20 protein-coding genes and 1 pseudogene are annotated in these 21,655 nt (G+C 70.5%); 8 read left to right on the top strand and 13 right to left on the bottom strand.

Features of this window, described 5'->3' with window-relative positions:
- From HHX41_RS21955 to HHX41_RS21945, 3 genes are all read left to right on the top strand, one after another.
- The coding region (locus tag HHX41_RS21955) for an IS5 family transposase (RefSeq protein ID WP_182907498.1) at positions 1 to 460 on the top strand (460 nt) is incomplete at its 5' end.
- Positions 461 to 1,005: 545 nt separating this feature from the next.
- A complete protein-coding gene (locus HHX41_RS21950; RefSeq protein ID WP_182907497.1) occupies positions 1,006 to 1,929 on the top strand; it encodes a hypothetical protein in 924 nt (307 codons plus the stop codon).
- 262 nt (positions 1,930 to 2,191) lie between these two features.
- Entirely contained in the window at positions 2,192 to 2,824 is a 633-nt protein-coding gene (locus tag HHX41_RS21945) for an alpha/beta fold hydrolase (protein WP_310742118.1), read from the top strand.
- 216 nt (positions 2,825 to 3,040) lie between these two features.
- Here the strand turns inward: HHX41_RS21945 and HHX41_RS21940 are convergent, their stop codons facing one another.
- Positions 3,041 to 3,610 (bottom strand): TetR/AcrR family transcriptional regulator, encoded by a 570-nt coding sequence (locus HHX41_RS21940; protein ID WP_182907496.1) that lies wholly within the window; start codon positions 3,608 to 3,610, stop codon positions 3,041 to 3,043.
- 43 nt (positions 3,611 to 3,653) lie between these two features.
- On the opposite strand from HHX41_RS21940, the gene HHX41_RS21935 reads away from it, so the two are divergent.
- On the top strand, positions 3,654 to 4,814 hold the full coding sequence (locus HHX41_RS21935) for a serine hydrolase (protein WP_182907495.1): 1,161 nt from the start codon (positions 3,654 to 3,656) through the stop codon (positions 4,812 to 4,814).
- A 61-nt stretch (positions 4,815 to 4,875) separates the two neighbouring features.
- Positions 4,876 to 5,262, top strand: coding sequence for a hypothetical protein (locus HHX41_RS21930; RefSeq protein ID WP_182907494.1), 387 nt, complete (start codon positions 4,876 to 4,878; stop codon positions 5,260 to 5,262).
- A gap of 7 nt (positions 5,263 to 5,269) precedes the next feature.
- On the opposite strand, the gene HHX41_RS21925 is transcribed toward HHX41_RS21930, so the two are convergent.
- The 4 genes from HHX41_RS21925 to HHX41_RS21910 form a co-directional block, all read right to left on the bottom strand.
- Entirely contained in the window at positions 5,270 to 5,602 is a 333-nt protein-coding gene (locus tag HHX41_RS21925) for a PLDc N-terminal domain-containing protein (RefSeq protein WP_310742120.1), read from the bottom strand.
- 296 nt (positions 5,603 to 5,898) lie between these two features.
- Entirely contained in the window at positions 5,899 to 6,120 is a 222-nt protein-coding gene (locus HHX41_RS21920; protein ID WP_182907492.1) for a hypothetical protein, read from the bottom strand.
- A 99-nt stretch (positions 6,121 to 6,219) separates the two neighbouring features.
- Entirely contained in the window at positions 6,220 to 6,480 is a 261-nt protein-coding gene (locus HHX41_RS21915) for a hypothetical protein (RefSeq protein WP_182907491.1), read from the bottom strand.
- 562 nt (positions 6,481 to 7,042) lie between these two features.
- Positions 7,043 to 7,471 (bottom strand): hypothetical protein, encoded by a 429-nt coding sequence (locus tag HHX41_RS21910; protein ID WP_182907490.1) that lies wholly within the window; start codon positions 7,469 to 7,471, stop codon positions 7,043 to 7,045.
- Between the two features lie 895 nt (positions 7,472 to 8,366).
- Between HHX41_RS21910 and HHX41_RS21905 the strand changes: the two genes are divergently transcribed.
- Positions 8,367 to 10,022, top strand: coding sequence for a class I adenylate-forming enzyme family protein (locus tag HHX41_RS21905; protein ID WP_220504297.1), 1,656 nt, complete (start codon positions 8,367 to 8,369; stop codon positions 10,020 to 10,022).
- A gap of 24 nt (positions 10,023 to 10,046) precedes the next feature.
- Here HHX41_RS21905 and HHX41_RS21900 read toward each other — a convergent pair.
- Positions 10,047 to 11,297 (bottom strand): annotated as a pseudogene (locus tag HHX41_RS21900) (IS701 family transposase).
- A gap of 211 nt (positions 11,298 to 11,508) precedes the next feature.
- Here HHX41_RS21900 and HHX41_RS21895 point away from each other — a divergent pair.
- Complete coding sequence (locus HHX41_RS21895) at positions 11,509 to 11,913, top strand: type II toxin-antitoxin system PemK/MazF family toxin (protein ID WP_182907489.1); 405 nt, start codon at positions 11,509 to 11,511, stop codon at positions 11,911 to 11,913.
- A gap of 172 nt (positions 11,914 to 12,085) precedes the next feature.
- On the opposite strand, the gene HHX41_RS21890 is transcribed toward HHX41_RS21895, so the two are convergent.
- The 7 genes from HHX41_RS21890 to HHX41_RS21860 form a co-directional block, all read right to left on the bottom strand.
- Positions 12,086 to 13,714 (bottom strand): beta-1,3-glucanase family protein, encoded by a 1,629-nt coding sequence (locus HHX41_RS21890; RefSeq protein WP_182907488.1) that lies wholly within the window; start codon positions 13,712 to 13,714, stop codon positions 12,086 to 12,088.
- A 157-nt stretch (positions 13,715 to 13,871) separates the two neighbouring features.
- The gene (locus HHX41_RS21885; RefSeq protein WP_169986864.1) at positions 13,872 to 14,501 is read right to left on the bottom strand and encodes a PaaI family thioesterase; all 630 of its coding nucleotides are present in this window, start codon (positions 14,499 to 14,501) and stop codon (positions 13,872 to 13,874) included.
- Entirely contained in the window at positions 14,498 to 15,367 is an 870-nt protein-coding gene (locus HHX41_RS21880; protein WP_182907487.1) for a MaoC/PaaZ C-terminal domain-containing protein, read from the bottom strand. Before HHX41_RS21880 ends, HHX41_RS21885 begins: the two co-directional genes overlap by 4 nt.
- A gap of 3 nt (positions 15,368 to 15,370) precedes the next feature.
- A complete protein-coding gene (locus HHX41_RS21875; RefSeq protein ID WP_182907517.1) occupies positions 15,371 to 15,517 on the bottom strand; it encodes a hypothetical protein in 147 nt (48 codons plus the stop codon).
- Positions 15,514 to 17,712 (bottom strand): acyl-CoA dehydrogenase, encoded by a 2,199-nt coding sequence (locus HHX41_RS21870; RefSeq protein ID WP_182907486.1) that lies wholly within the window; start codon positions 17,710 to 17,712, stop codon positions 15,514 to 15,516. Before HHX41_RS21870 ends, HHX41_RS21875 begins: the two co-directional genes overlap by 4 nt.
- A 5-nt stretch (positions 17,713 to 17,717) precedes the next feature.
- Positions 17,718 to 18,902, bottom strand: a complete 1,185-nt coding sequence (locus HHX41_RS21865) for a steroid 3-ketoacyl-CoA thiolase (RefSeq protein ID WP_182907485.1) — start codon at positions 18,900 to 18,902, stop codon at positions 17,718 to 17,720.
- Positions 18,895 to 20,508 carry an acyl-CoA synthetase gene (locus HHX41_RS21860; protein ID WP_182907484.1) on the bottom strand — a complete coding sequence of 538 codons (1,614 nt, stop codon included), beginning with the start codon at positions 20,506 to 20,508 and terminating at the stop codon, positions 18,895 to 18,897. Before HHX41_RS21860 ends, HHX41_RS21865 begins: the two co-directional genes overlap by 8 nt.
- Before the next feature lie 199 nt (positions 20,509 to 20,707).
- Between HHX41_RS21860 and HHX41_RS21855 the strand changes: the two genes are divergently transcribed.
- On the top strand, positions 20,708 to 21,640 hold the full coding sequence (locus HHX41_RS21855) for a 3-oxoacyl-ACP reductase (RefSeq protein ID WP_169986875.1): 933 nt from the start codon (positions 20,708 to 20,710) through the stop codon (positions 21,638 to 21,640).
- Positions 21,641 to 21,655: the final 15 nt, after the last annotated feature.

Below are 21,655 nucleotides of genomic sequence, written 5' to 3'. Positions count from 1 at the left end.
TGGCGGCCTGACCACCAAGCTGCATCTGGCCTGCGAGCAGGGGCAAAAGCTGCTGGCGGTCGTGCTGACCGCCGGGCAGCGCGGTGACAGCCCGCAGTTCACCGCGGTCATCGGCGGTATCCGGGTGTCCCGGCTGGGCGTGGGGCGGCCCCGCACCCGCCCGGACCGCGTCCTGGCCGACAAGGCCTATACCTCCGCGGCCAACCGCGCTTACCTGCGGCGGCGCGGGATCACGGCCACCATCCCCAGCAAGGCCGACCAGGACGCCAACCGCCGCGCCAGAGGTTCCAAGGGCGGACGGCCACCCGCCTTCGACCCTGAGATGTACAAGCAGCGCCACGCGGTGGAGTGCGGCATCAACCGGCTCAAACGCCACCGCGCTGTCGCCACCCGCTACGACAAACTCGCCGTCCGCTACGAAGCCACGATCCTCATCGCCGCGATCAACGAATGGCTCTGATCGACTTTGATACAGGCCCTAGGCGCGCACGGCGCACGCTGGCGCGCAGCACCTCCTCCACCCTGCGCGCCGCAGGGCGGGCAGGCCTGGGCGCGGCCGCGCATGAGAACCGTACTGGATGGTCGACGTCGACGACCCTCCTGCGCGTCTGCCCGGTCGTAGGTGGCTGCTCCATGAGGCCGATCTCCTCCCCGGGGGCGCTGAGACGCAGCACGCGCGGTGAGGGCATTAGCCGCCCGTTGCTGGATCTTCTCTTGCCATCACCCCGTTCCACGGAGCCGGCCGGGATCCCGGAGCGTGGTGGTCGTGGGCGGCCCGGCCGGGGACGACGAGGTGCTCGGAGTGCTAGCCAGGGAACTGCCTCCCGGCACCGCTACGCCGCCGCGTACGGCCTCAACACCGGCCCCCTCTTCCCTGCCTCGTAGTGCGTGCCGAAGCGCTCGCGAATGCCGACATGACAGGCTGATATAGTTCAGCGATTTCGATGTCCGAGATAAACACGGACTCGTCAAATGCCAATGCAATCGCCCGGCTCGGGAGCCCGCGTGGAGAAGAAGAGGGTGCGGCCCTGGGTGGGTGGGGCCCTGATCGGCGGGGTCGCATCGTGCGCGGGCATCGGGTATGTCGTCGCCGACGCTCATATCGACAAGCATATGGTCGAAAACGGTGACGAGCTCGCGCTCGGGTTCCTGGCGCTCTTTCTCGTGGTGGTTACACCTCTGATCTGCTGGTGGCTGGCACGGGCGCTCCGGCTGCCTTCCGCCGGTCCGATCGCTTTTCTCGGGCTACCCGTCGCCGCTTTCGCCTGCCTGCCCATCGCCAGGCTGGTTTCGCCGGGAGTCGTGCCGACCAGCGTCCTGCTTCTGATCGTCGTCCCGGCGGCGTACGCGGTGACGGCGCTGCTGCTGACGAGTGGTGCGAGGATGCGGCATTGGCTGGGGCTCGCCGCGGCACTGACGGCGATGGCGCTCCTGTCACCGGCGCTGTCCTCGTGGCAGCGGGGATACCTGCGCGAGCATCGGCTGCGGACGCTTCCGCACGAGATGCCGGAGGTGACGGGTTTTCAGGCGACCTGGGTCGGCGTCGAAGAGGGGTACCTGCTCGTCAGGCTCGAGTACGAGGGGACCACACCTGTCACGCTGAAGGACGGGACAACCAAAGAGATATATCCACTGAAGGTTTACATCAGACCTGTTTCCCATCCATTCGACCCGGCCCGCGACTGCGCGGAGCCGGACTCTCGTTGGAAACCGCACGATCGTTGCGTGTCCGTCGGGCCCGGCCGCTGGATCGGCTCGGACGGCGAGGTCCTGGTGATACGGAGCGAGCAAGCCTTGTTCTTCATTCGCGGTCTCTACTGGGAGAGGGACGAGTTGGCGGCGATCGATTTCCACAGTCGTCCGATGAGCGAGCAGGAGATCGCCGGTGCCCTCGCCGATGACTGCGACGATTGCGCCCAGCGCTACTGAATCTCCCTACCGCGGGCGGCGATCAGCCGCGAGGTCGCCCGCTCCGCGCGGCGGCTTTCGTGTCGCCGTCGCAGCCCCGAGGCATGCTCGCACCCGGCGAACGAACGTCCGGGACAGCGCGCCTCCGCCTGCCGTACGCGGCCCTGATGCCACGCCCCGGCAAGGGGCGGATTCCGGGCGGCCTCTACCCTCGGAGGACATCAACCGGTTCGATCGTCATGGGAGACGGATAACCCTCGGGACACACTCCGCCAACGCCGCGGTGACGTTCGACAGCGATGGAGAAATTCTGCTGGGGGTCCTCCACCTGCCGGCCGGGCCGGGACCGCATCCGATCGTGGTGCTGCTGCACGGCTTCCCCGGCCACGGGCGCAACTTCGATCTGGCCCAGCACCTGCGCCGGGCGGGGTACGCCTCCCTCGTCTTCCACTACCGTGGCTCGCGGGGCGTCGGCGGATCGTGGTCGTGGGCACACGTGCTGGAGGACGCCGCACGCGTGGCGGCGGCCGTGCGCGAGCCGGAGTTCGCCGCCGCGCATCGCCTCGACCCCGGCCGGCTGGCGCTGGCGGGCCACAGCCTCGGCGGCTTCACCGCGCTCATGACCGCGGCGGCCGACCCGTCGATCGCGGCCGTCGCGTCGGTCTCGGCGTTCGACTTCGGCCGGGTGGCCGTCGCCTGCCGGGAGGACGAGACGCTGCGGGCCGCGTACGTCGAGGGGTTCGGCGAGGACCTGCTCCCCCTGAAGGGCACCAGCGGTGAGGCTCTGAGAGATGATCGCGGCGGGCGACGGGTGGAGCCTGGCCGGGCTCGCTCCGAAGCTCGCGGACCGGCCCGTCCTGCTCGTCGGCACGGCCGGGCGCGACACCGTTTCCACGACCGGCACCTCGGCCGCTGAACGTCACCAGAAGATGACGGCCGCGCCCGTCTCGACCGAGAGCCGGGCCGCAGCCATCAACTGCAGGCAGGCGAACGACTCGACGCCATACCGCCGCCAGCCCTCCGTGCCTTTCATGCCGCCGTACGACACCGCTCGCACGTCGTCAGCGCGATAGGGCGGGTGCGGCAACGTTGGACGAGCCTCATGCGGCCCTCGGGTGTCAGCGGCGCATTTCTATGACTCATAGTGGTGCCGTGGGCCGTTCAGCGCGGGCAGGCCCTGACGCACGAGTTCGAGCAGGATTTCAAAGTCGATGTCACGCTGGTCGGGCGGTACGTCGTGGAATCGGCCCCCGGCCTCGCTTGCCAGGAATCCGAGGGCGACCGTAGAGACGAGACGTTCGCCACGATCCAGGTCTTCAGCCGGAACACCACAGTCGAGCAGCGCGCCACGGATCCGCGCGCGCAGAAGCAGACTGCCACTTGTGATCGCGGGCCGCTGCAGGAGCAGAGGAAACACATGCGGGTGCCGTTCCGCGGCCGCGCGTAGCCCATGAGCAAGCGCCTCGAGCAGTGGCCATCCGGAGAGACGACTGCCGGGGTCCGAGAGCTCACTCAACACGGCTTCGACCAGGAGATCGAGCAGGTGCTCCTTATCGTCGACGTGCCGGTAGAGCGCCATCGGCGTGACGCCGACTCGTCCGGCGACCGCAGCCATCGTTACCGCACCGAGGCCTTGTTCGTCGGCGATCGAGAGCGCGCCGGCTATCACGTCGTCGCGTGTGAACCGTGAGTGACGTGGCATCGGGAACCTCCTCCACCATAACTATATGGCATATAGTTATGGTGTGAAGCGATCAGCAAGAATCTGCCTGCTCTCCCTCTCCGCTGCTGTGATGGTCGCGGTGACGGCGGTGGTCGTCCTTTCCGGCGGAGACATTGCCTTCGCATGGCGGGTCATCCGCCATGGCGAGTCCAGCACAGACGACATCCGCTGGAAGCAGCACACGATGCTCCCTGCGGATGATCCGAAGCCCTGGGTGGGTTCAGATCAATGCGACGACGTGCGACGGGTGGCCGGCGCGAGCCTCGATGATGTCTTGATTCCAGGCGGCGCAACCCAGCTCGTAGTGGTCCGACATGGACAGCTCATATGCCAGTGGTCTGCCCCGGGCCACGGGCTCGACGAACCACGGCCCGTGTTCTCGATCAGCAAGACGATCACCGCACTGTTGCTATCGAGGGCTGTTGAGGCAGGGAAGATGGCCTGGGATGACCCGATCACGAAGTGGGTTCCAGAACTCAACGAACGAGACGCCCGGTTCGCGCGGATCACCCTCAGCGATTTGGTGGACATGCGATCCGGGATCGATTTTCAAGTGGTCGCCAGGTTCCCATGGTTCAACCAGGACGCCCCACGCGTCTACTACGCCGGCGACCTGAGGACCGCCAGCATCAACGACCCTCGCATCACCTCCGAGCCTGGCGTCTTCACATACAACGACTGGGCGCCCAACCTGCTCGGCATCGCATACCAGCGCGCAACCGGGAACCTCATGACCGGGCCGGGCGCAGAAGCTCTGTGGTCAGGGATCGGCGCTCAGAACCCAGCATGGTGGCTCGTCGACAGCCACGGCTTCCCCTGGCACGAGAGCGGATTCGTCGCGTCCGCCCCCGACATCGCCCGAATCGGCCAGCTTCTCCTCGACGAACCGAACAGCGACTTCGCGCGGCGCAGCGCGGCTGCGCTCAACACACCGGTGGTCTCGGACGGTACAGGTGCCCCGCCCCGCTACGGCCGCATTCCCATGGGCTACGGAAACGGTCTCTGGATCCTCCACGACACGCCTCAGCCTGCATACGCTGCACTCGGTTACCACGGAGAAGTGATGGTCGTCGATCCGAGCACGGATACAGTCGTCGTGCGACTCGGGAACTCCGGTTACGAAAACCTCGCCTCAGAACCCCAGATCGCCGCCCAACTAGAACATTGGGCTCGCAAACTTTGACCTCCCTGCTCGCTGGCCCCGTCAACAACCTGGCCAGCACCAATTAGGTCCTCTCGCCTGAGTGATGTGGCTACACGCGGACGAGCAGCGTCACCTACAACAGCTGCGCGACCATCTCGGCGAACTCCTCCGGGGACACGATTCGCACGGCGAGGGATTCGGGCTCCGCCCGGCGCTCACCCTCGTCCACTTCCCCGGGGCCGACCCGGACTTGGACCGGGACCTGACCCGCCACCTGACTTCCGGCTTCTGCGGCGTCCAGCTCACCACTGCCGTCGCGCCGGACATCAAGTCGGGCGACCACCTGCCGGAAGCCGCGCTGCGACCTCTCCCCAAGGCGCGCGACCGTGCTTCCGAGATCTCCGCGGACGTCCTCGCGCTGCCCGGCAACCGGTCCGTGTCCGGCTTCACCTCGCTGACGTTGGGCCGGATCGGGCTCGCCCCATAGCCCGCCACTACTGGTCCTGGTTCTTCTCCGCCTGACGCTGCTGTTCGCGGTGGGCGCGGCGCTGCTCCTCGGCCCGCTCCCGGCAGCGGCGGAGGAACTCATCGTCGTCGTCGGGGTTGGAGGGGACGAACCGGCCCGGCCGGTCGTACTCGGGGAAGCGCCCGGTGTTGCCCTTGTACGGCAGCCCGCCGGGCCGCGTCACGCTCTGCGGCCGACCTGCGACCAGCCACAGGATCGACCCGACCTCGGGGAGGAACAAGACGATAATGATCCACAACCCCTTGGGCAGGTTCCGGCAGTCCTCCTCCGCCGCGATGATCACGTCGAACAGGCAGAAGATCCATAAGGCGAGCAGACCGAATCCTCCCAGTGTCAGACGCGCAGAGCGTAGTGGATCCGATCTTCGCCTGATGGGACTTTGCCGGTAGGTGATCTTTCCCGACATTGCGCCGGCCGCCGGCTCTGGCGACTCGCGGCGCAAGTGAAATCCCGCGTGGCGCCCTGCTGCCCGACACCCTCACCACGCCGGTCGAATGCGATTTGGGCCAGCACGCTGCTGACACCCTGCACGACAGGCCGTGTGCGCGAAGTACCGCTCAGCTCGCGCTCAGCGCCGCACCACCGGCCCCAACGGGTTCAGGCGCTTTCGCGGCGCCGCCAACGTGCCAGGATGCGCTGGTCCTGCTCAGCCTCGTCTCCCTGCCACAGCTCAGATTCCCGCTGGACGTAGGGCAGCCATTGCGGGTATTCCGGGTCGTCCGGGCGGACCTCGCGGGTGCCGTCGACTTTGGTGCCGTTAGGCAGAGTGGTCGTGGTCGGCACGCGGAGCACACCGCCGGGCAGCATTATCACGCTCATCGCCGCGCCTCTCCGTTCAACAGCCGACACCATGGCCGCTCCGCCAGCATAACCGCAACGTTTGCCCGCCTACCATCACAGGCCTTTCGCGAAGCATCGTCATCCGATGCCGTAGCGACCCGACAGCCAGTGATAGGCGCGTTCGGCCGGCGCCTCGTCCCCGCCGAAAAGCCGGATCAGGCGAGTGAGCTTCCTGATGAGCGTGCACGCGAAGGCCTCGGTGAACAACTCGCCGGCATCTTCCCGGTAGGGCCGCATCAGGCGGTCTCGGCAGCTGTCCTGCAGGTGCTGCCAGAACTCCTCGCGTGAGGGGTAGCCGTCCATGTGGTCGCAGGCATGCCCCAACTCGTGGCCGCACACGCTGACACTCGTCGACGGGACGGTGCCATGCCTATGCGGCGGGTGTTGGGGTCGTAGACGCCCGGGGTCAGGTCCCAGGAGGCGCCCTGGACGGGCAGTCGCAGGCTTCGCAGGGACTCGAACCCGGGCAGGTCCGGCACCGAGCCATAGCCTAGGTAGATGCCCCCGGTGAGGTGGGCCGCCAGGCGGGCCGCGAGGGCGTGAGGCACCGCGGCCAGCGTCATCACGGCGAGGAGCAGCTCGGCGTCGGGGAAGGTGTCCGGACTCCAGCCGCGTGTCAGCCGCTCCTCCAGGGGCCCGACGTGCATCCACCCGGGGCGTCCCGTCTGGCCGGCCAATCGCGAACCCTCCGCCTTCCGCTACAAGATCAGGTGCAAACTCTAGCCAGGGCCCGGGCGACGGGGGACGGCGTCACTCTGACGGACGCCGGCCGGCGCAGCGGGGGCATCGGGTTCTGTGCGGCTGGGCATCCTGAGGCGGAGCCAGGCAGATCGGCCGATAGATCCCGGCTGAAGGGCCGCGGTCAAGCCGTGGTTTCCCGCCGACCGGTGTGATCACCGTGTCAACGACTACTGAGCCCGGTCTCGTCCGGCAGACCGCGATCGGTGACGACCAACTCGTCCGCCAGATTGAGGACGCTCACCCGGCCGCGATCGAACTCCAGCACAAGCCCGATCTCCGCATCGGGGTGTCGATCCACGATGTGCCTCACCGCTCGGATCGATTGGCCGAGGAAGCCGCTCATCGGGAAGGCCTGCGGGGCGGAAGCGACGACGACCCGGCCGCACTCGTCCATGTCGTAGTCGCCGTGTGGTTGATCAAGGGCCAGTTCGACCGAATCGTCCGGCGCTGTGTGGAAGCGGACGGAGCCCAGGCCGCTCACGTGAAGCCACATGTGCACCAGCGAGGGCTCGTCAGCGCTCGAGTGTTCGTGCAACGACAGCGTCACCTGTTCAAGCCGCCGGCCAACGAGCTCATCAGCGGAGATCACCCCGTCATGGTGTCACGGACGTCCAGGCCGCCGCGTGCAGGTGTGGGCGGATGTAGGCGTGCCGGGCGGCGACTTCGTCACTGACGCCGAGACGACACCGAGGACAAGGAGCAGAGCCCGGCCGGACTGTTGTCGAGTCCAACGGCCGAGGCCGGAGCGCCGTCCCGCTCATGGCTCGCTCCGGCGGGGCTCCGACCTGCCGCGGAGGATCCATCGAGGAGGAGACGGTGTCGCCGGCCTTCTTCGCACCGGTGGCCAGCCCCGTGATGACCCGCCCCCGCCGCGCCTGCGGCAGGACCCGCGGCGGCGCCGGCCTTCGCAGCCGACGCCCCGGACCCGCCGGACGCGGCGGCCGCTGCGGAGGAAGGGCCTGCACCGGTCGGGGGCGGCATCGCCGAGGACATGAACCGGGCGTGCTCGACCGCGCTCGCCCCCCGCCGTCGCCGCCGCCGAAACCACCGGAACCGAACCGGCCCCCGCGGAAGGCGCGACCGCGACCGCTCCCCCCACGGCCGTACCGAGCAGACCACCGCCCGAGGCCGCCTCGCTGACGCTGCCGCTCGCCCAGGTGAAAAACTTCGGCAACGCGGGCAGCGCCAGGATCGGCATGACGACCATCGCGAAGCCCATCAACGTCGCCCGGGCTTCGGAGACCTTCCCCAGCATGGTGAAGGCCGTCGCGCACACCATGGCGGCTGCGGGCTTCTAGGAGATCAACGCGAGCATCCAGCCGGTCACTCCCGTCTCAGTGAGCGGCACGCCGGACGGCGACGGCCGTCCACCCGTCCCGGTGACCGGGAGTCCCGGCGTGCCGCGCCCGGCCTATGCTCACAATTTCCGCCACGGACTGACTCCGGCTCGCGGTGCATCCCGGCGTGAAGGGGAACTGATAGGCATGTCGACAGATCCGAGGCTCGCGGCGGCGGCGGTGATGGCCGGCCTCACCGGTCCCGGCGGGGCGTTCGAGCTCGCCGAGGAGGAGGTCCTCGGCACGCGCATGACGGTCTTCAAGAACCGGCACCGCGATCTCGGCGAGGTACTCACCGCCTCCGCGGCGTACGGCGACCGCGACTACGTCGTGACGGCGGACGAGCGGCTGAGCTTCGCCGAGCACGCGCGCCGGGTGGCCGCGCTCGCCGCCGCGCTGCGCGAGGAGCACGGCGTGCGCCCCGGCGACCGGGTCGCGATCAACGCGGCCAACCATCCGGGCTGGATCGTCTCGTTCTGGGCGGCGGTGGCCGCCGGGGCCATCGCGGTCGCGTACAACGCGTGGTGGTCACGCGGGGAGGTCGAGTACGCCCTCGGCCACACCGAGCCGAAGGTGCTCATCGCCGATGCCAAGCGGGCCGCGCTCGCCCCGGCGGGGACGGCGGTCCTGACCCTGGAGGAGGACCTCCCCCGGCTCGTCGAGCAGTACGCGGGCGCTCCGCTGTCCCCGCACGCCGCCGCCGAGGACGACCCGGCGGTCATCATCTACACGAGCGGCACCTCGGGCCGTCCCAAGGGCGCGGTCCACACGCACCGCAACCTCACGTCGGTCGTCGAGTACCACCGGATGAACGACGCCCTCGGTAGGGCGTTCGGCGACCCCACGGACCCCGCGGACCGGCGCTACCTGCTGGCGCTGCCGTTGTTCCACATCGCGAGCCTGCACAATCTCGCGGTGCCCCGCCTCGCGACCGGCAGCGCCGTCGTGATGCACCTGGGCGCGTTCGACGTCGACCGGGTGCTGCGGCTCATCGAGCGGGAGCGGGTCACCAACTGGGGCGCGGTGCCGACGATGGCCAACCGGCTGATCGAGCACGGCGACCTGTCGGGCTACGACCTGTCCTCGCTAACCGCCTTCGCGCTGGCCTCGGCGCCGTCCTCCCCCGCGTTCAAGGAGCGGCTGCGCCAGGCGTTCCCGGTCGCCCGGCAGTCCCTGGTGGACAGCTACGGCCTGACCGAGTCGTCCACCGCGATCGCCGTCGCCACCCCGATGGACCTGCAGGAGGCGCCCGGCACGCTGGGCCGTCCGATCGCGACCGTACGGCTGGAGATCCGCGACCCCGAGGGCAAGGCGCTGCCGGAGGGCGAGGAGGGCGAGGTCTGCGTCCGCAGCCCGTTCAACATGCTCGGCTACTGGCGTGACCCGGAGGCGACCGCGCAGGCCATCCGGGAGGACCGGTGGCTGCACACCGGCGACATCGGGGTGATCGAGGACGGGCGGCTGCGCCTGAGCACCCGCCGCTCCGACCTGATCATCCGGGGCGGGGAGAACGTCTACCCCGCCGAGATCGAGAACGCGCTGGCCGAGCACCCGGCGGTGGTGGAGTGCGTCGTACTCGGCGCCCCGCACTCCGACCTCGGCCAGGAGGTCGTAGCCGTGGTCGTCACGGCGGCCGGGCGGGACGTGGGCGAGGACGACCTGCGGGCGTATCTGCGGGACCGGCTCGCCTACTTCAAGGTGCCGTCGCGGTGGCGGATCACGACCGAGGCGCTGCCTCGCAACGCCACCGGCAAGGTGCTCCGTCAGGAGGTCAAGCGCGAGCTCGGCATCGCCGGCTCCTAATACTCCAGCCGTAGATCGTGATCTTCAGGTCTGATTCGCGGCTTGTCGGCGGTAATGGCTGGCCTGGGCTCGGGCCTGATGGCGGCGTCGCCAGTCGGACCAGCCGAGCCGGTGGGCTGCACCGTGCACGGGCCGAACGACGAGCGTGGTGAATAGTCGCTGGATCTCGTTGCAGGTGAGCGGGATCAGCCCGTCCGGGGCGGAATGGCGGGCGTGTTCGTCAGCGCGGACGACGGCGAGAAAGGCGTGGGCGAGCATGACCAGGGTGACCCAGCGAGACCACGAGGTGAAACGGCGGACCTGGTGCTCGTCCAGTCCGGCCAGGCCCTTTCCGGACTGGAAGGTCTCCTCCACCCGCCATCTCGACCCGGCGACCCGCACCAGCGTGGCCAAAGGCACCGCAGCCGGCGACCAGCAACGGTAGTAAGCCAGTTCACCGGTGGTGCGGTTGCGGCGGATCAGCAGTTGGTGGCTGCCGAGGCGGGGTTCGGCCAGGTCGATGACGGCCCAGTCGTAGAAGCGGTGCCCCTTGCCGCCGGCCCCTGCCGACAGCTTCAGCCAGGCCCACTTCGGCACCTTCACGGCCAGGGCATCCGCGCGAACTTCCCCGCGCCCGTGGTGACTTCGGCCGAGCAAGCAACGGCGAGCACGTAGCCGACCTGGCGCTCTTCCAGCGCGGCCCGCAGCTTGGGGTTGCCGCCGTAGACCTCATCGCCCGCGACCCAGCCCACACGGTGCCCGGCATCAAGGAACCGGCCGATCATGCGGGCGGCCAGCTCCGGCTTGGTCGCGAAGACGGTGTCCTCGCCCAGTCCCGCCGCCCGGCAGCGGTCCGGGTCGCACGTCCACTAGCGCGGGACGTACAGCTCGCGGTCGATCGCCGCGTGTCCGCGGCGGCCTGCATAGACGAGGTAGACAGGAACCTGAGCGTTTTCGATCCTCCCGGCCGTGCCGGTGTACTGGCGCTGGACACCCACGGTGTGCGTGCCCTTCTTCACGTCCCCGGTCTCATCGACGACCAGCACCGCATCGTCGTCGTGCAGATGTTCCAGCACGTACTCGCGCACGTCATCGCGCACGTCATCGCGCACGGTGTCGGCATCCCACTTAGCTCGGCCGAGCAGGTGCTGCATTCCATGCGGACTGGCCTGCCCGGCCCACTCGGTCGATGCTCCAGCAGTTCTTGCGCGGCAGGTCCGACAGCAGCCCCAGCACCAAGTCCGGCACCCGACACCGGGGTTCAACCCGCGCGAATCGGCCCGCTATCCGGGACATCAGGACCTCGAACGCCTCCTGCCTGCGGGCAGGGTCTACGCTGTGACTCGCGGCCACCGCATGATCTTCAGTCTTCACACACCGATGATCAACGGTGCCGCGCCCGTCTTCACCGCCCCTCGGTCACGACGTGCGAAGACGGGGCCGCATCCCTTCCGTGTCCCGCACGGGGCACGCAGCGTTCGCCCGCCGTCTCGTGCCAGGAGGACACATGCAACGCGGTGAAGTCTGGTGGGTCGACTTCGATGAGCGACGCCCGGTCGTGCTGCTCTCGGACGAGGAGTCATCCAGGTTTCAGGCGATGCAGGTCGTTGCGCCAGCGGGCGTCGACATCAGCGGCCTGGGCGTTGAAGTGGCCGTAGGAGCCCCGGAAGGACTGCCCTTCGAAGGCGTGCTGCGGTTCGCGTTCCCGCGTCCAGGCTTTACTCCGTGCACATGGCTGACCACCGTGGCCCGGGACGACCTGATCGAGCGGGCGGGCGTGTTGTCCTCCGTGAAGCTCAGCGAGGTTGGAGAAGCCCTCCGTGCCGCTGGAGAGAGGAGAGAGTGGACCCCGATGACGGCTGCCAGGATCAGCGAGATCAAAGATGCCCGCCGTCTCGAAGGACTCGAGTAGCGGACGCCTGTGCTGCCCAGCTCGATCTCGTCGACGACTGACCGCTGCCCCCTCTCCACCGCACTCCAGCAACAAGATCACGATCTACGGCTGGAGTACTAAGTCGCGGGACGGGCGACCGGCCCGGCGGTGCGAGGGCGCGCCGCCGGGCCGGTCTGTCACCTCTGCTGTCTCACCGCATGACGAAGCGCTGTGCCGCGGTGCCGTTGCAGTCGTAGATCTGCAGGCGGGTGCCGTTGCCGGTCGCGCCGCCGGGCGAGTCGACGCACCGGCCCGACTGCGGGTTCTGGATCGACCCGTCGGACAGCCGCACCCAGTTCTGGGCACCGGTGTCGTTGCAGTCGTAAAGCTGCAGCGGAGTGCCGTTGGCGGTGCCGCCCGACCGCACGTCGAGGCAGCGGCCGAGGGTGCGCAGCGTCTGCCCGCTCCAGGTCCAGAACTGGTCCTTCGCGTAGGACTGGCAGTCCCACAGCTGCACCGCCGTGCCGTTGCCGCCCGTGTCGTCGCCCGCCACGTCGACGCACTTGCCGCCGGGGCCGATGATGTTCGCGCCGCCCGGGCCGCCCGTGCCCCCGCCGAAGCTCCCGATCGTCATCCCGGCCGACGACGGGTTGGGCTGGTCGATCGTCGGGGCGAACCCGCCGACGTCGTCGTAGGAGAAGCCGTAGGCCAGGCCGTTCAGCGAGTTGGCGTGGATCGTCTTGCTGAACAGGTTCGACGCGGACTGCCCGTAGAACCTCGTCGCGTCCGTCGTCGGCTGGGTGTCGTACATGACCCGGCCGGCCGTCGAGAGCGTCGCGCGGTTGAGCGCGGCGCACACCCGCGCGCCGACCGCGAGGATGGCCGCCTGGTCGGGCTGGTTCGGCGGTTGCATGCCGCCGGAGCACGCGAAGACGTCGCTCGTGGCCGGTCTGGTGAGCGTGCCGATGACGGCGCCGGACGCGTTCCTGAACGTCCAGTTCGTGCCGCTGGTGGTGCCGGTGAAGGTGCCCAGCGACGTCTGCACGGTCAGCGGACGCGTCGCGTAGTAGGACCAGACCCCGTTCACGTAGGAGTCGAGGTACGTCGAGGGGAACAGGCCCTTGGCGATGGCGTGCACGGGCGCGAGCACGCGCAGCGGGAGACCGTCGGAGGCCCTCGTCGTCGTCAGGGCCGACCACGGCGACCCCAGGCCGGCGAACGCGTTGAGTATGCCGGTGCGGTTGCCGGCGATGCCCTGCGTCTGGGTGCCGCCCGAGGCGTCGGTGACGCTGACCGTCACCGGGATGCTGAACATGTCGACCGTGGTCGAGTTGATGAAGATGCCCGTGCCGCCGTTGCTGGTCCGGGCGAACTCGGTCCAGTCGTAGAGGATGCCGGCGTTCGGGTCGCTGTCGACCCAGGGCGCGGGCTCGACCAGTCCGTTCGTGGTCAGGAAGAACCGCAGCTTCGCGCCCATGGACAGGTAGACGCGGCCGCCGGACAGGTTCGGCGGCAGTGTGATGGTCGTGCTGGCGCCGTTGCCCGGCCCGGGGATCGCGATGTCCGGCGCGGGGACCGGCCCGTTGGGGATCGACGAGGGGAAGGAGTACGCGCGCCACGTTCCCGAGGCGTCCACGTATCCCTGCTGACCGGTGGCCGAGTTGCGCGCGACGACGTAGACGTACGTCGCGTCGCCCCGGCCGGAGTTGTTGGTGATCGTGAATGGCAACCGCGTGACGGCGGCGTCCGCCGCCCGCTGCCCGGCGGCGAGGACCACTACCTGGGTCAGCAGGACGACGGCGAGCAGGGCTCGCCGCCATCGCCGCAACGACATGTGCATCTCTCGGCTCCTCTGGGGGGTGCGAAGACAAGCCATGAGAGCGCTCTCAGAAAAGTAACTTTACTGTTAACTGACCGCTCGTCAATACCTTCTGACGCCTGTCTATCGCCGCGAGAAGCCGAAGCCGTTCGGGAGAGCGTTTCCCCGATCGGCGTGATCAGCGGGGCCGGTCGAGCTGCTTGTCGATGAACAGGCCCTCGGCGCTGACGCACACCTGCCCGCCCGCGCTGATCGACCCCGTGGTGTGGATCTTGCGCCCGTCCACCGAGGTCTGCCGCCCGGTGACCGTCAGCGGCTCGAACAGCGGGGTGACCCGGTGGTAGCGCAGCGTCAGCGTGCCCGTCATTCCCGAGGTCCCCGCCCAGGCGTTCGCGACGCCCAGCGTGTGGTCGAGCAGCAGCGCCGACACGCCGCCGTGCACGCACCCGGGAGGTCCCTGGTACGGCATGCCCAGCACGACCGTGCCCTCGATCGAGCCGTCGTCCTTGCCGTACAGGCGCAGCGGCGGGGCGATCGCGTTCTCCGGCCCTGTCACCGGGTCGTGCCGGGTCACGCCCTCCCCCCGCCACATGTCGACCATGCGCTCGCCCACCGTGGGGGCGTGCGCCTGCAGGTGGTCGGCCACGGCGTTCAGCTGCTCGGCGACCTGGGTCATCTCGACCGCCGACAGGTCGCCGGAGTGGAGCAGCGCGTCGATCACGCGGCGGGCCGCGGCGACCGCCGCGTCCACGCCCTCGTTGTTCGGGGTCGCCGTCAGCTCGGTACGATCGATCCGCGTCTCCGTCATGAAATCTCCGCTGTCGCGTGGGTGAGCACGGCGGCGTCGCCGCGCTCCGGGCAGGTGGACCGGAACACCAGCCGGTCGCCCTCACGCCACACGCTGGTCCGGATCGTCTCACCGGGGAACAGCACCCCGGCGAAGCGTACCGACAGCCCGGTCAGCCCGGTCACCTCGCCCCCGAGGACGCCGTCCACGATCGCCTTGGCCACGATGCCGTACGACGCGAGGCCGTGCAGGATCGGGCGGTCGAAGCCGGCCGCCCGCGCGAACCCGGGGTCCGCGTGCAGCGGGTTGAGGTCGCCGTTGAGCCGGTACAGCAGCGCCTGCCCGGGGGTGGTCGGCGAGTCGAGCACGAAGTCGGGCGCACGGTCCGGCGCCGCCCAGGGGGTCTCCGGTCCCGGCTCGCCGCCGAAGCCGCCCTCGCCCCGCGCCCAGATCCGCATGGTCGTGGTCCACAGCGGGCAGCCCTCGCCGTCCGTCGCGGACTGCTCCATCTCGATCACCGCGGCCTTGCCCTTGTCCCAGACGTTCGCGACGCGGGAGGACACGACGGCCCGCCCGGCGGCGGGCAGCGGCCGGTGCACGGTGAGCGCCTGCCCGGCGTGCAGGATCCTGCGCAGGTCGATGTCGATCCCGGGCATGCTCATCGCCGCCGGCGGCCGGTCGCCGGAGGAGACGCCCTGTCCGGCGACCATGGCGAAGGTGGGCAGCACGCGCAGCCCGCGCTCGTAGGTGTAGGACAGCTCGGGATCGGAGGCCGCGTCCGCCCCCGCTCCCAGGCTGAGGTGATAGAGCAGCACGTCCCTGCCGGTCCAGGCGATCTCCCGGGTCGCCGGCGGCGCCCCGAGCGCCGTGCCGAGGTCGATCGGCATGTCTCAGCCCTCCTCGTCGTCTCGACGGCCTTCGGCAGGGCCGCGGTAGAGGGTCACGACACAGGCGCCGCCGAGACCCAGGTTGTGCTGCAGCCCGACCCGCGCGCCCTCGACCTGGCGCGGACCGGCCTCGGCGAACGCCCTGCTCATGACTTCACCTCCGGGTCGCGGGGCAGGCCGAGCAGGCGCTCCCCGATGATGTTGAGCTGCACGTCGGTGGTGCCCCCGGCGATGGACATGCAGCGGGAGCTGAGGAAGCGCAGCGTGGGGTCGGACCACCGGTCCATGCCCTCGCCGGTCAGCGACTCCGGGCCGATCCAGTCCATGGCGGTCTCCCAGACCTCCTGGACGTGCTCGACGCCGATCAGCTTGGCGACGCTGGACTCCGCGCCGGGCTGCTGCCCGGTCAGCGACCGCAGCGTGGTCCGCAGCGCGAACAGGGCGCCGGACTGGGCGTCGCAGAGGATGCCGCCGAGCCGGGTCAGCCGCTCGTCGTCCATCTCGTCCGGGCGTGCCGCGGCGATGTCGAGCAGCGCCTCGCCGCCGCTGCCGAGGGAAGAGTCGTGTGACAGCGACACCCGTTCGTTGGCCAGCGTCGTACGGGCCAGCTTCCAGCCGTCCCCGGACCGCGCCACGATCATGTCGTCGGGGACGAACACGTCGTCGAGGAAGACCTCGTTGAACAGCGCCTCGCCGGTCAGCTCGCGCAGCGGCCGGATGTCGATGCCGGGACTGGACATGTCGAGGAGGAAGTACGACAGGCCCTTGTGCTTGGGGGCGTCCGGGTCGGTGCGGGCGAGCAGGATGCCCCACTGCGCCTCGCGGGCCATCGACGTCCAGACCTTCTGGCCGTTGATCTTCCAGCCGCCCTCGACCTTCTCGGCCCGGGTGCTCAGCGCGGCCAGGTCGGAGCCCGCGCCGGGCTCGCTGAACAGCTGGCACCACACCAGGTCGCCGCGCAGCGTCGGCGGCAGGAACCGTCCCTGCTGCTCGGGGCTGCCGTGCGCGATCAGGGTCGGCACCACCCAGGCGCCGATGACCATGTCGGCGGCGCGGAGGCCACCGGCCCGCATCTCCTCGGCGACGACGAGCTGCGTGACCGCGTCGGCGCCCTTGCCCCAGGGCGCGGGCAGGTGCGGCGCGGTGTAGCCGTGCTCGGCCAGGTACCTCAGCCGGTCCCGGCCGGCGAGGTCGAGCGCGGGCCGCAGCTCCGCGCGCACCTCCGCGCGGATCCGCTCGGCCTCCGGCGGCAGCTCGACGCCGAGCTCGCGGCGCACGCCGTCCAGCGTGAGCCGGGCCACCCTGCGGCGCCACCACGAGCCCGATCCGAGCGTGATGCGCAGCGTCTGCGCCCGGCGCAGGTACAGACCGGCGTCGTGCTCCCAGGTGAAGCCGATGCCGCCCAGCGTCTGGATGCAGTCCTTGGTGACGGAGAAGGCCGCCTCCGGGCTGGTCGCCCCCGCGACCGCCGCCGCGAGCGACGCCTCACCGTGAGCGCCGGCCTCGTCGAGGGCCCGCGCCGCGTCCCAGGCGCACACCCTGGCCTGCTCGGCCCGGGTCAGCATGCGGGCGCAGCGGTGCTTGACGCCCTGGAACTGGCCGATCGGACGGCCGAACTGGTGGCGCACCTTGGCGTACTCAGCGGCGGTGACCGTCGCCCAGTCGGCCAGGCCGGACGCCTCGGCCGCGAACAGCGCGGCGGCCAGGTCGAGCACCGCGCCGTCGGCGAGGCCGTCCAGCACGTCGGCCGCCGGCACGGCGACGCCGTCCGCCCGGACCCGCGACGGGCGGCGGGTGAGGTCGTGACCTGGCAGGTCCTCGGTCGTCACGGCCGCGCGCGGCAGCACGACCCAGGCCGTGCCGGTCCCGTCGGCCGCGGGCAGCACAAACACGTCGGCGACGTGGCCTCCGAGGACAGGCTCGGACATGCCGGAGACCGTGCCGCTCCCGTCCGCACCGCGGGTGAGCGTGAGCCCGCCCGGGCGCAGGCCGACCGCGCCGACCGTCGTGCCGCTCACCAGGCCTTCCAGCAGGGCGCCGTGCCCGGCGCGGTGCAGCACCGCGCCGGCGAGAACCGTGGGCAGGAACGGCCCGGGGACCATCGCCCGGCCCAGCTCCTCCAGCACGACGGCGAGTTCGAGCAGCCCGGAGCCCGCGCCGCCGGCCTCCTCGGGCAGGTGCAGCCCGAGCAGGCCCTGCTCGGCCAGCAGCGGCCAGAACTTCGGCAGCTCCTCGTGCGCGGCGTCCACCGCGCCGCGCACCACGGCGGACGTGACGTGCCGCGTGGCGAAGGCGCGTACGGCGTCGCGCAGGTCGCGCTGCTCGTCGGTCAGTCCGATCGACATGTGCCTCAGATCCGTTCGATGATGGTCGCCGTGGCGTGCGCGCCGCCGGCGCACATGGTCACGAGGGCCGTCGAGCCTCCGGTGCGCTCCAGTTCGCACAGCGCCTGGGTGATCAGGCGGGAGCCGGTCGAGCCGACCGCGTGCCCGAGCGCGATCGCGCCGCCGTTCACGTTGACCTTGTCCATGTCGGCGTCGAGCACCCGCGCCCAGGAGAGCACGACCGAGGCGAACGCCTCGTTGATCTCGACGAGATCGACGTCGGACAGCTTCATGCCCGCCTTGTCCAGCACGTGCCGGGTCGCGTCGATCGGCCCGTCGAGGTGGTAGTAGGGGTCGGAGCCGACCATGCCGGAGGCGACGATGCGCGCCCGCGGGCGCAGTCCGAGCGCGCGCGCCCGGTCCGCGCTCATCAGCAGCACACCGGCCGCGCCGTCGCTGATCTGCGAGGAGTTGCCCGCGGTGTGGATGCCGCCCGGCATCACCGGCTGCAATCTCGCCAATGCCTCCATGCTGGTGTCGCGCAGCCCTTGGTCCCTGGTGACGACGGCGGTCTCCCCCGTCGGTCCCTCGGGTCCCATCACCGGCGCCTCGACCGCGAGGACCTGGCCGTCGAACCTGCCCTCCGCCCACGCCTGCGCGGCGCGCCGCTGGGAGCGCAGGCCGAGCGCGTCCGCGTCCTCACGGGTGATGCCGCGCCGCTGCGCGATCCGCTCGGCCGCGGTGAACTGGTCGGGCATGTCCAGGGACCAGGACGCCGGGAGCGGGCTGCCGGCGCCCGGGGTGACCGCGGCGCCGAGGAAGACCCGGCTCATCGACTCGACCCCGCAGCCGATGCCGATGTCGATCGCGCCGGCCGCGATCAGCCCGGCGACCAGATGCACGGACTGCTGGCCGGAGCCGCAGGCGCAGTCGATCGACGTACAGGCCGTGGTGTACGGCAGGCCCGCGTGCAGCCAGGCCTGGCGGGTGACGTTGTTGGCCTGCTCCCCGGCCTGGGTGACGCAGCCGCCGACGACCTGCGCGACCGCGTCGGGGGCGAGGCCGTTGCGCTCGATCAGAGCCCGGTGCACCGTGCCGAGCAGCTCGGCCGGGTGCAGCCCGGACAGGGCGCCGTAGCGCTTGCCGACCGGTGTGCGCACCGCGTCGACGATGACGGCCCCAGTGACGGCCCCGTTGACGGCCTCAGCCATCGTTCCTCCTCGTGTGGGTGGACAAAACGTTCTTGGCCCACCGGTAGTCGGCCTTGCCGCTGGGCGAGCGTTCGACCGTGTCGACGACGACGATCGAGGCGGGCACCTTGTAGCCGGCGATCTGGGTGCGGCAGTGCGCGCGCAGTTCCCCGGCGTCCGCCGCCACGCCGGGGCGCAGCTCCACCACGGCGGCGACCCGCTCGCCGAACCGCTCGTCGGGCACGCCCGCGACCAGCGCGTCCATGACCGCCGGGTGGGACTTCAGCGCCTGCTCGACCTCCTCGGGGAAGACCTTCTCCCCGCCGGTGTTGATGCAGCCCGATCCGCGGCCGAGCAGCACGATCGTGCCGTCCTCCTCGATCCGGGCCATGTCGCCGAGCACCGCCCAGCGCACGCCGTCGACGACCGGGAACGTCTTCGCCGTCCTGTCCGGGTCGTTGTGATAGCGCAGCGGGACGTGCCCGGTCCGCGCGACGTACCCCAGCCGATCGGAGCCGGGCTCGATCGGCCGGAAGCCCTCGTCGACCACCTTGATCCGGGGGCCGGCGGCCAGCCGCATCAGCCCGTCGGGGCCGATCCCGATCGTGCCGTCCACGCCGGACTCCGACGAGCCGAAGCCGTCGTTGACGTAGAGACCGGGAACCAGCGAGGTGGCCTCCTCGCGCACGCTGCGCGACAGCAGCGCCCCTCCCGAGCCGAGCACCTTCATCGAGCTCAGGTCGTGCTCCGCGCCGTGCTCGCGGATGGCGTCGACCAGCGGGCGGGCGATGGCGTCGCCGACCACGGTGACGATCACGGCGTGCTCGCTTTCGATCAGCCGCAGCGTCTCGACCGGGTCGAACCGCCGCAGCAGGACCGTTGTCGAGCCGGCCAGCAGCGCGCTCAACAGCGTGTAGCAGGCCGCGCCGTGCATGAGCGGGGCGGTGAGCAGGTAGACGACGGGCGTGCCCGCCGCCGCGGCCGCGGCCAGTTCCTCCGCCGTCCGGTACGGCGGGCCGTAGTGGTTGCCGCCCTTGAGCGCGGCGAAGTAGAAGTCCTCGTGCCGCCACACGACGCCCTTGGGCATCCCGGTCGTCCCGCCCGTGTAGAGCACGTAGTGGTCGTCGGGGCCGCGCTCGCCGGCCATCGGGACGGCGGCGGGCCGGGCGGCGACCGCCTTCTCGTAGTCCACGACCTCGACGCCGGCCGGCCAGTCGGGCGCCCGCGTGCCGTCGTCCACGACCACCACGTGGCGCAGCTTCGGGCACCGGTCGGTGAGGGCGGCGGCGGACGGGGCGAACTCGCCGCCGATGACGAGGGCGACCAGGCCGGCGTCCTGGTAGATGTAGTGCAGCTCCCGGTCGGTGTACCGGTAGTTGATGTTGATCGGGACGGCTCTGATCTTCAGGCAGGCGAGCAGGGCCTCGACGAACTCCACCCCGTTGAGCATGTGCACGCCCACGTGCTCCTCCGGCCGCACACCGGCCGCGCGCAGGTGGTTGGCCAGGGCGTTCGCCCGGGCGTCGAGCTCCGCGAAGCTCAGCCGCCGGGTGTCGCAGACCAGTGCGAGGCGTTCGGGGACCGCCGCGGCGACGGCCTCGAACAGGGATGCCACGTTCAGCGTCATGGGGTGAGGCTAGAAATCATTTCTGTTTCAGGCAACGGCCCGGTCCCGCTCAGTGGTGCCGCCGATCGCTCGCCGTGCTGCATGGACCCATCCTTGTGTCACTGAGTGGGACACCCGCGACTGAGAGGCCACCCACTGGGCGAGAACTAGAATACATACTAGTTCTGACTATGATCACCGAGCGGGCAGGAGTGCGCGGATGAGCTCGAACACGAGCCTGGAGGACAAGACCGCCGTCGTCACCGGCGCCGGGGCGGGCCTGGGCCGCAGCGAGGCCCTCGCCCTCGCCGAACGCGGCGCGAACGTCGTGGTCAACGACGTCGGCCCGGCGGCCGAGGACGTCGCGGCCGAGATCAGGGCGCTCGGCCGCAAGGCGGTCGCGGTGACCGGCGACATCGGCGACTGGTCCATGGGCGACCGCCTCGTCCAGACCGCCGTGGAGTCCTTCGGCCGCCTCGACATCGTGGTGAACAACGCCGGCGTGCTGCGCGACAAGATGCTGTTCAACCTGACCGAGTCCGACTGGGACGACGTCATCCGCGTGCACCTCAAGGGGCACGCCGGGCTGTCGCGGGCCGCGGCCGTCCACTGGCGGGCGGCGAGCAAGGCCGCGGGCGGCCCGGTCTACGGCCGTGTGATCAACACCTCCTCCGAGGCGTTCCTGTTCGGGTCGGCCGGCCAGCCGAACTACGCCGCCGCCAAGGCCGGCATCGTCGCGCTGACGCTCGCGACCGCCCAGGGCCTGTCCCGGTACGGCGTGCGGGCCAACGCGATCTGCCCCCGGGCCCGGACGAACATGACGGCCGGCGTGTTCGGCGACGGCGGCGAGGTCGGCGGGCTGGACGTCCTCGCTCCCGAGCGGGTGGCCACGTTCGTCGGCTACCTCGCCTCCCCCGCCTCCGAGGAGATCAACGGCCAGGTGTTCGTGGTGTACGGCGACATGGTGGCCCTGATGGCGGCCCCGACCGTGGAACGCAAGTTCACCGCCGGCGACGGCGTGTTCTCCGTCGAGGAGCTGGACGCGCAGGTCACCCCGCACTTCAGCGGGCGGGACCCGTACCGGACCTACGCGGCCTACTCGGTCGCGCAACTCGACACCACCGGCGTGCGGAACGTCGCGCACGCGAAGTGAGGAAGGCGGGCCGCG

The sequence above is a fragment of the Microbispora sp. H13382 genome (assembly GCF_014161445.1).
GTDB lineage: Bacteria > Actinomycetota > Actinomycetes > Streptosporangiales > Streptosporangiaceae > Microbispora.
The sequence above is the reverse complement of the archived record's forward strand: the minus strand, read 5'-3'. Positions and strand labels throughout refer to the sequence as shown.

Excerpts from the sequence above, each read along its gene's own strand:
- HHX41_RS21940 (WP_182907496.1), bottom strand. The coding sequence starts at position 3,610 with ATGCCACGTCACTCACGGTTCACACGCGACGACGTGATAGCCGGCGCG.
- HHX41_RS21920 (WP_182907492.1), bottom strand. The coding sequence starts at position 6,120 with ATGAGCGTGATAATGCTGCCCGGCGGTGTGCTCCGCGTGCCGACCACG.
- HHX41_RS21905 (WP_220504297.1), top strand. The coding sequence starts at position 8,367 with ATGTCGACAGATCCGAGGCTCGCGGCGGCGGCGGTGATGGCCGGCCTC.
- HHX41_RS21895 (WP_182907489.1), top strand. The coding sequence starts at position 11,509 with ATGCAACGCGGTGAAGTCTGGTGGGTCGACTTCGATGAGCGACGCCCG.
- HHX41_RS21890 (WP_182907488.1), bottom strand. The coding sequence starts at position 13,714 with ATGCACATGTCGTTGCGGCGATGGCGGCGAGCCCTGCTCGCCGTCGTC.
- HHX41_RS21885 (WP_169986864.1), bottom strand. The coding sequence starts at position 14,501 with ATGACGGAGACGCGGATCGATCGTACCGAGCTGACGGCGACCCCGAAC.
- HHX41_RS21880 (WP_182907487.1), bottom strand. The coding sequence starts at position 15,367 with ATGCCGATCGACCTCGGCACGGCGCTCGGGGCGCCGCCGGCGACCCGG.
- HHX41_RS21875 (WP_182907517.1), bottom strand. The coding sequence starts at position 15,517 with ATGAGCAGGGCGTTCGCCGAGGCCGGTCCGCGCCAGGTCGAGGGCGCG.
- HHX41_RS21870 (WP_182907486.1), bottom strand. The coding sequence starts at position 17,712 with ATGTCGATCGGACTGACCGACGAGCAGCGCGACCTGCGCGACGCCGTA.
- HHX41_RS21865 (WP_182907485.1), bottom strand. The coding sequence starts at position 18,902 with ATGGCTGAGGCCGTCAACGGGGCCGTCACTGGGGCCGTCATCGTCGAC.
- HHX41_RS21860 (WP_182907484.1), bottom strand. The coding sequence starts at position 20,508 with ATGACGCTGAACGTGGCATCCCTGTTCGAGGCCGTCGCCGCGGCGGTC.
- HHX41_RS21855 (WP_169986875.1), top strand. The coding sequence starts at position 20,708 with ATGAGCTCGAACACGAGCCTGGAGGACAAGACCGCCGTCGTCACCGGC.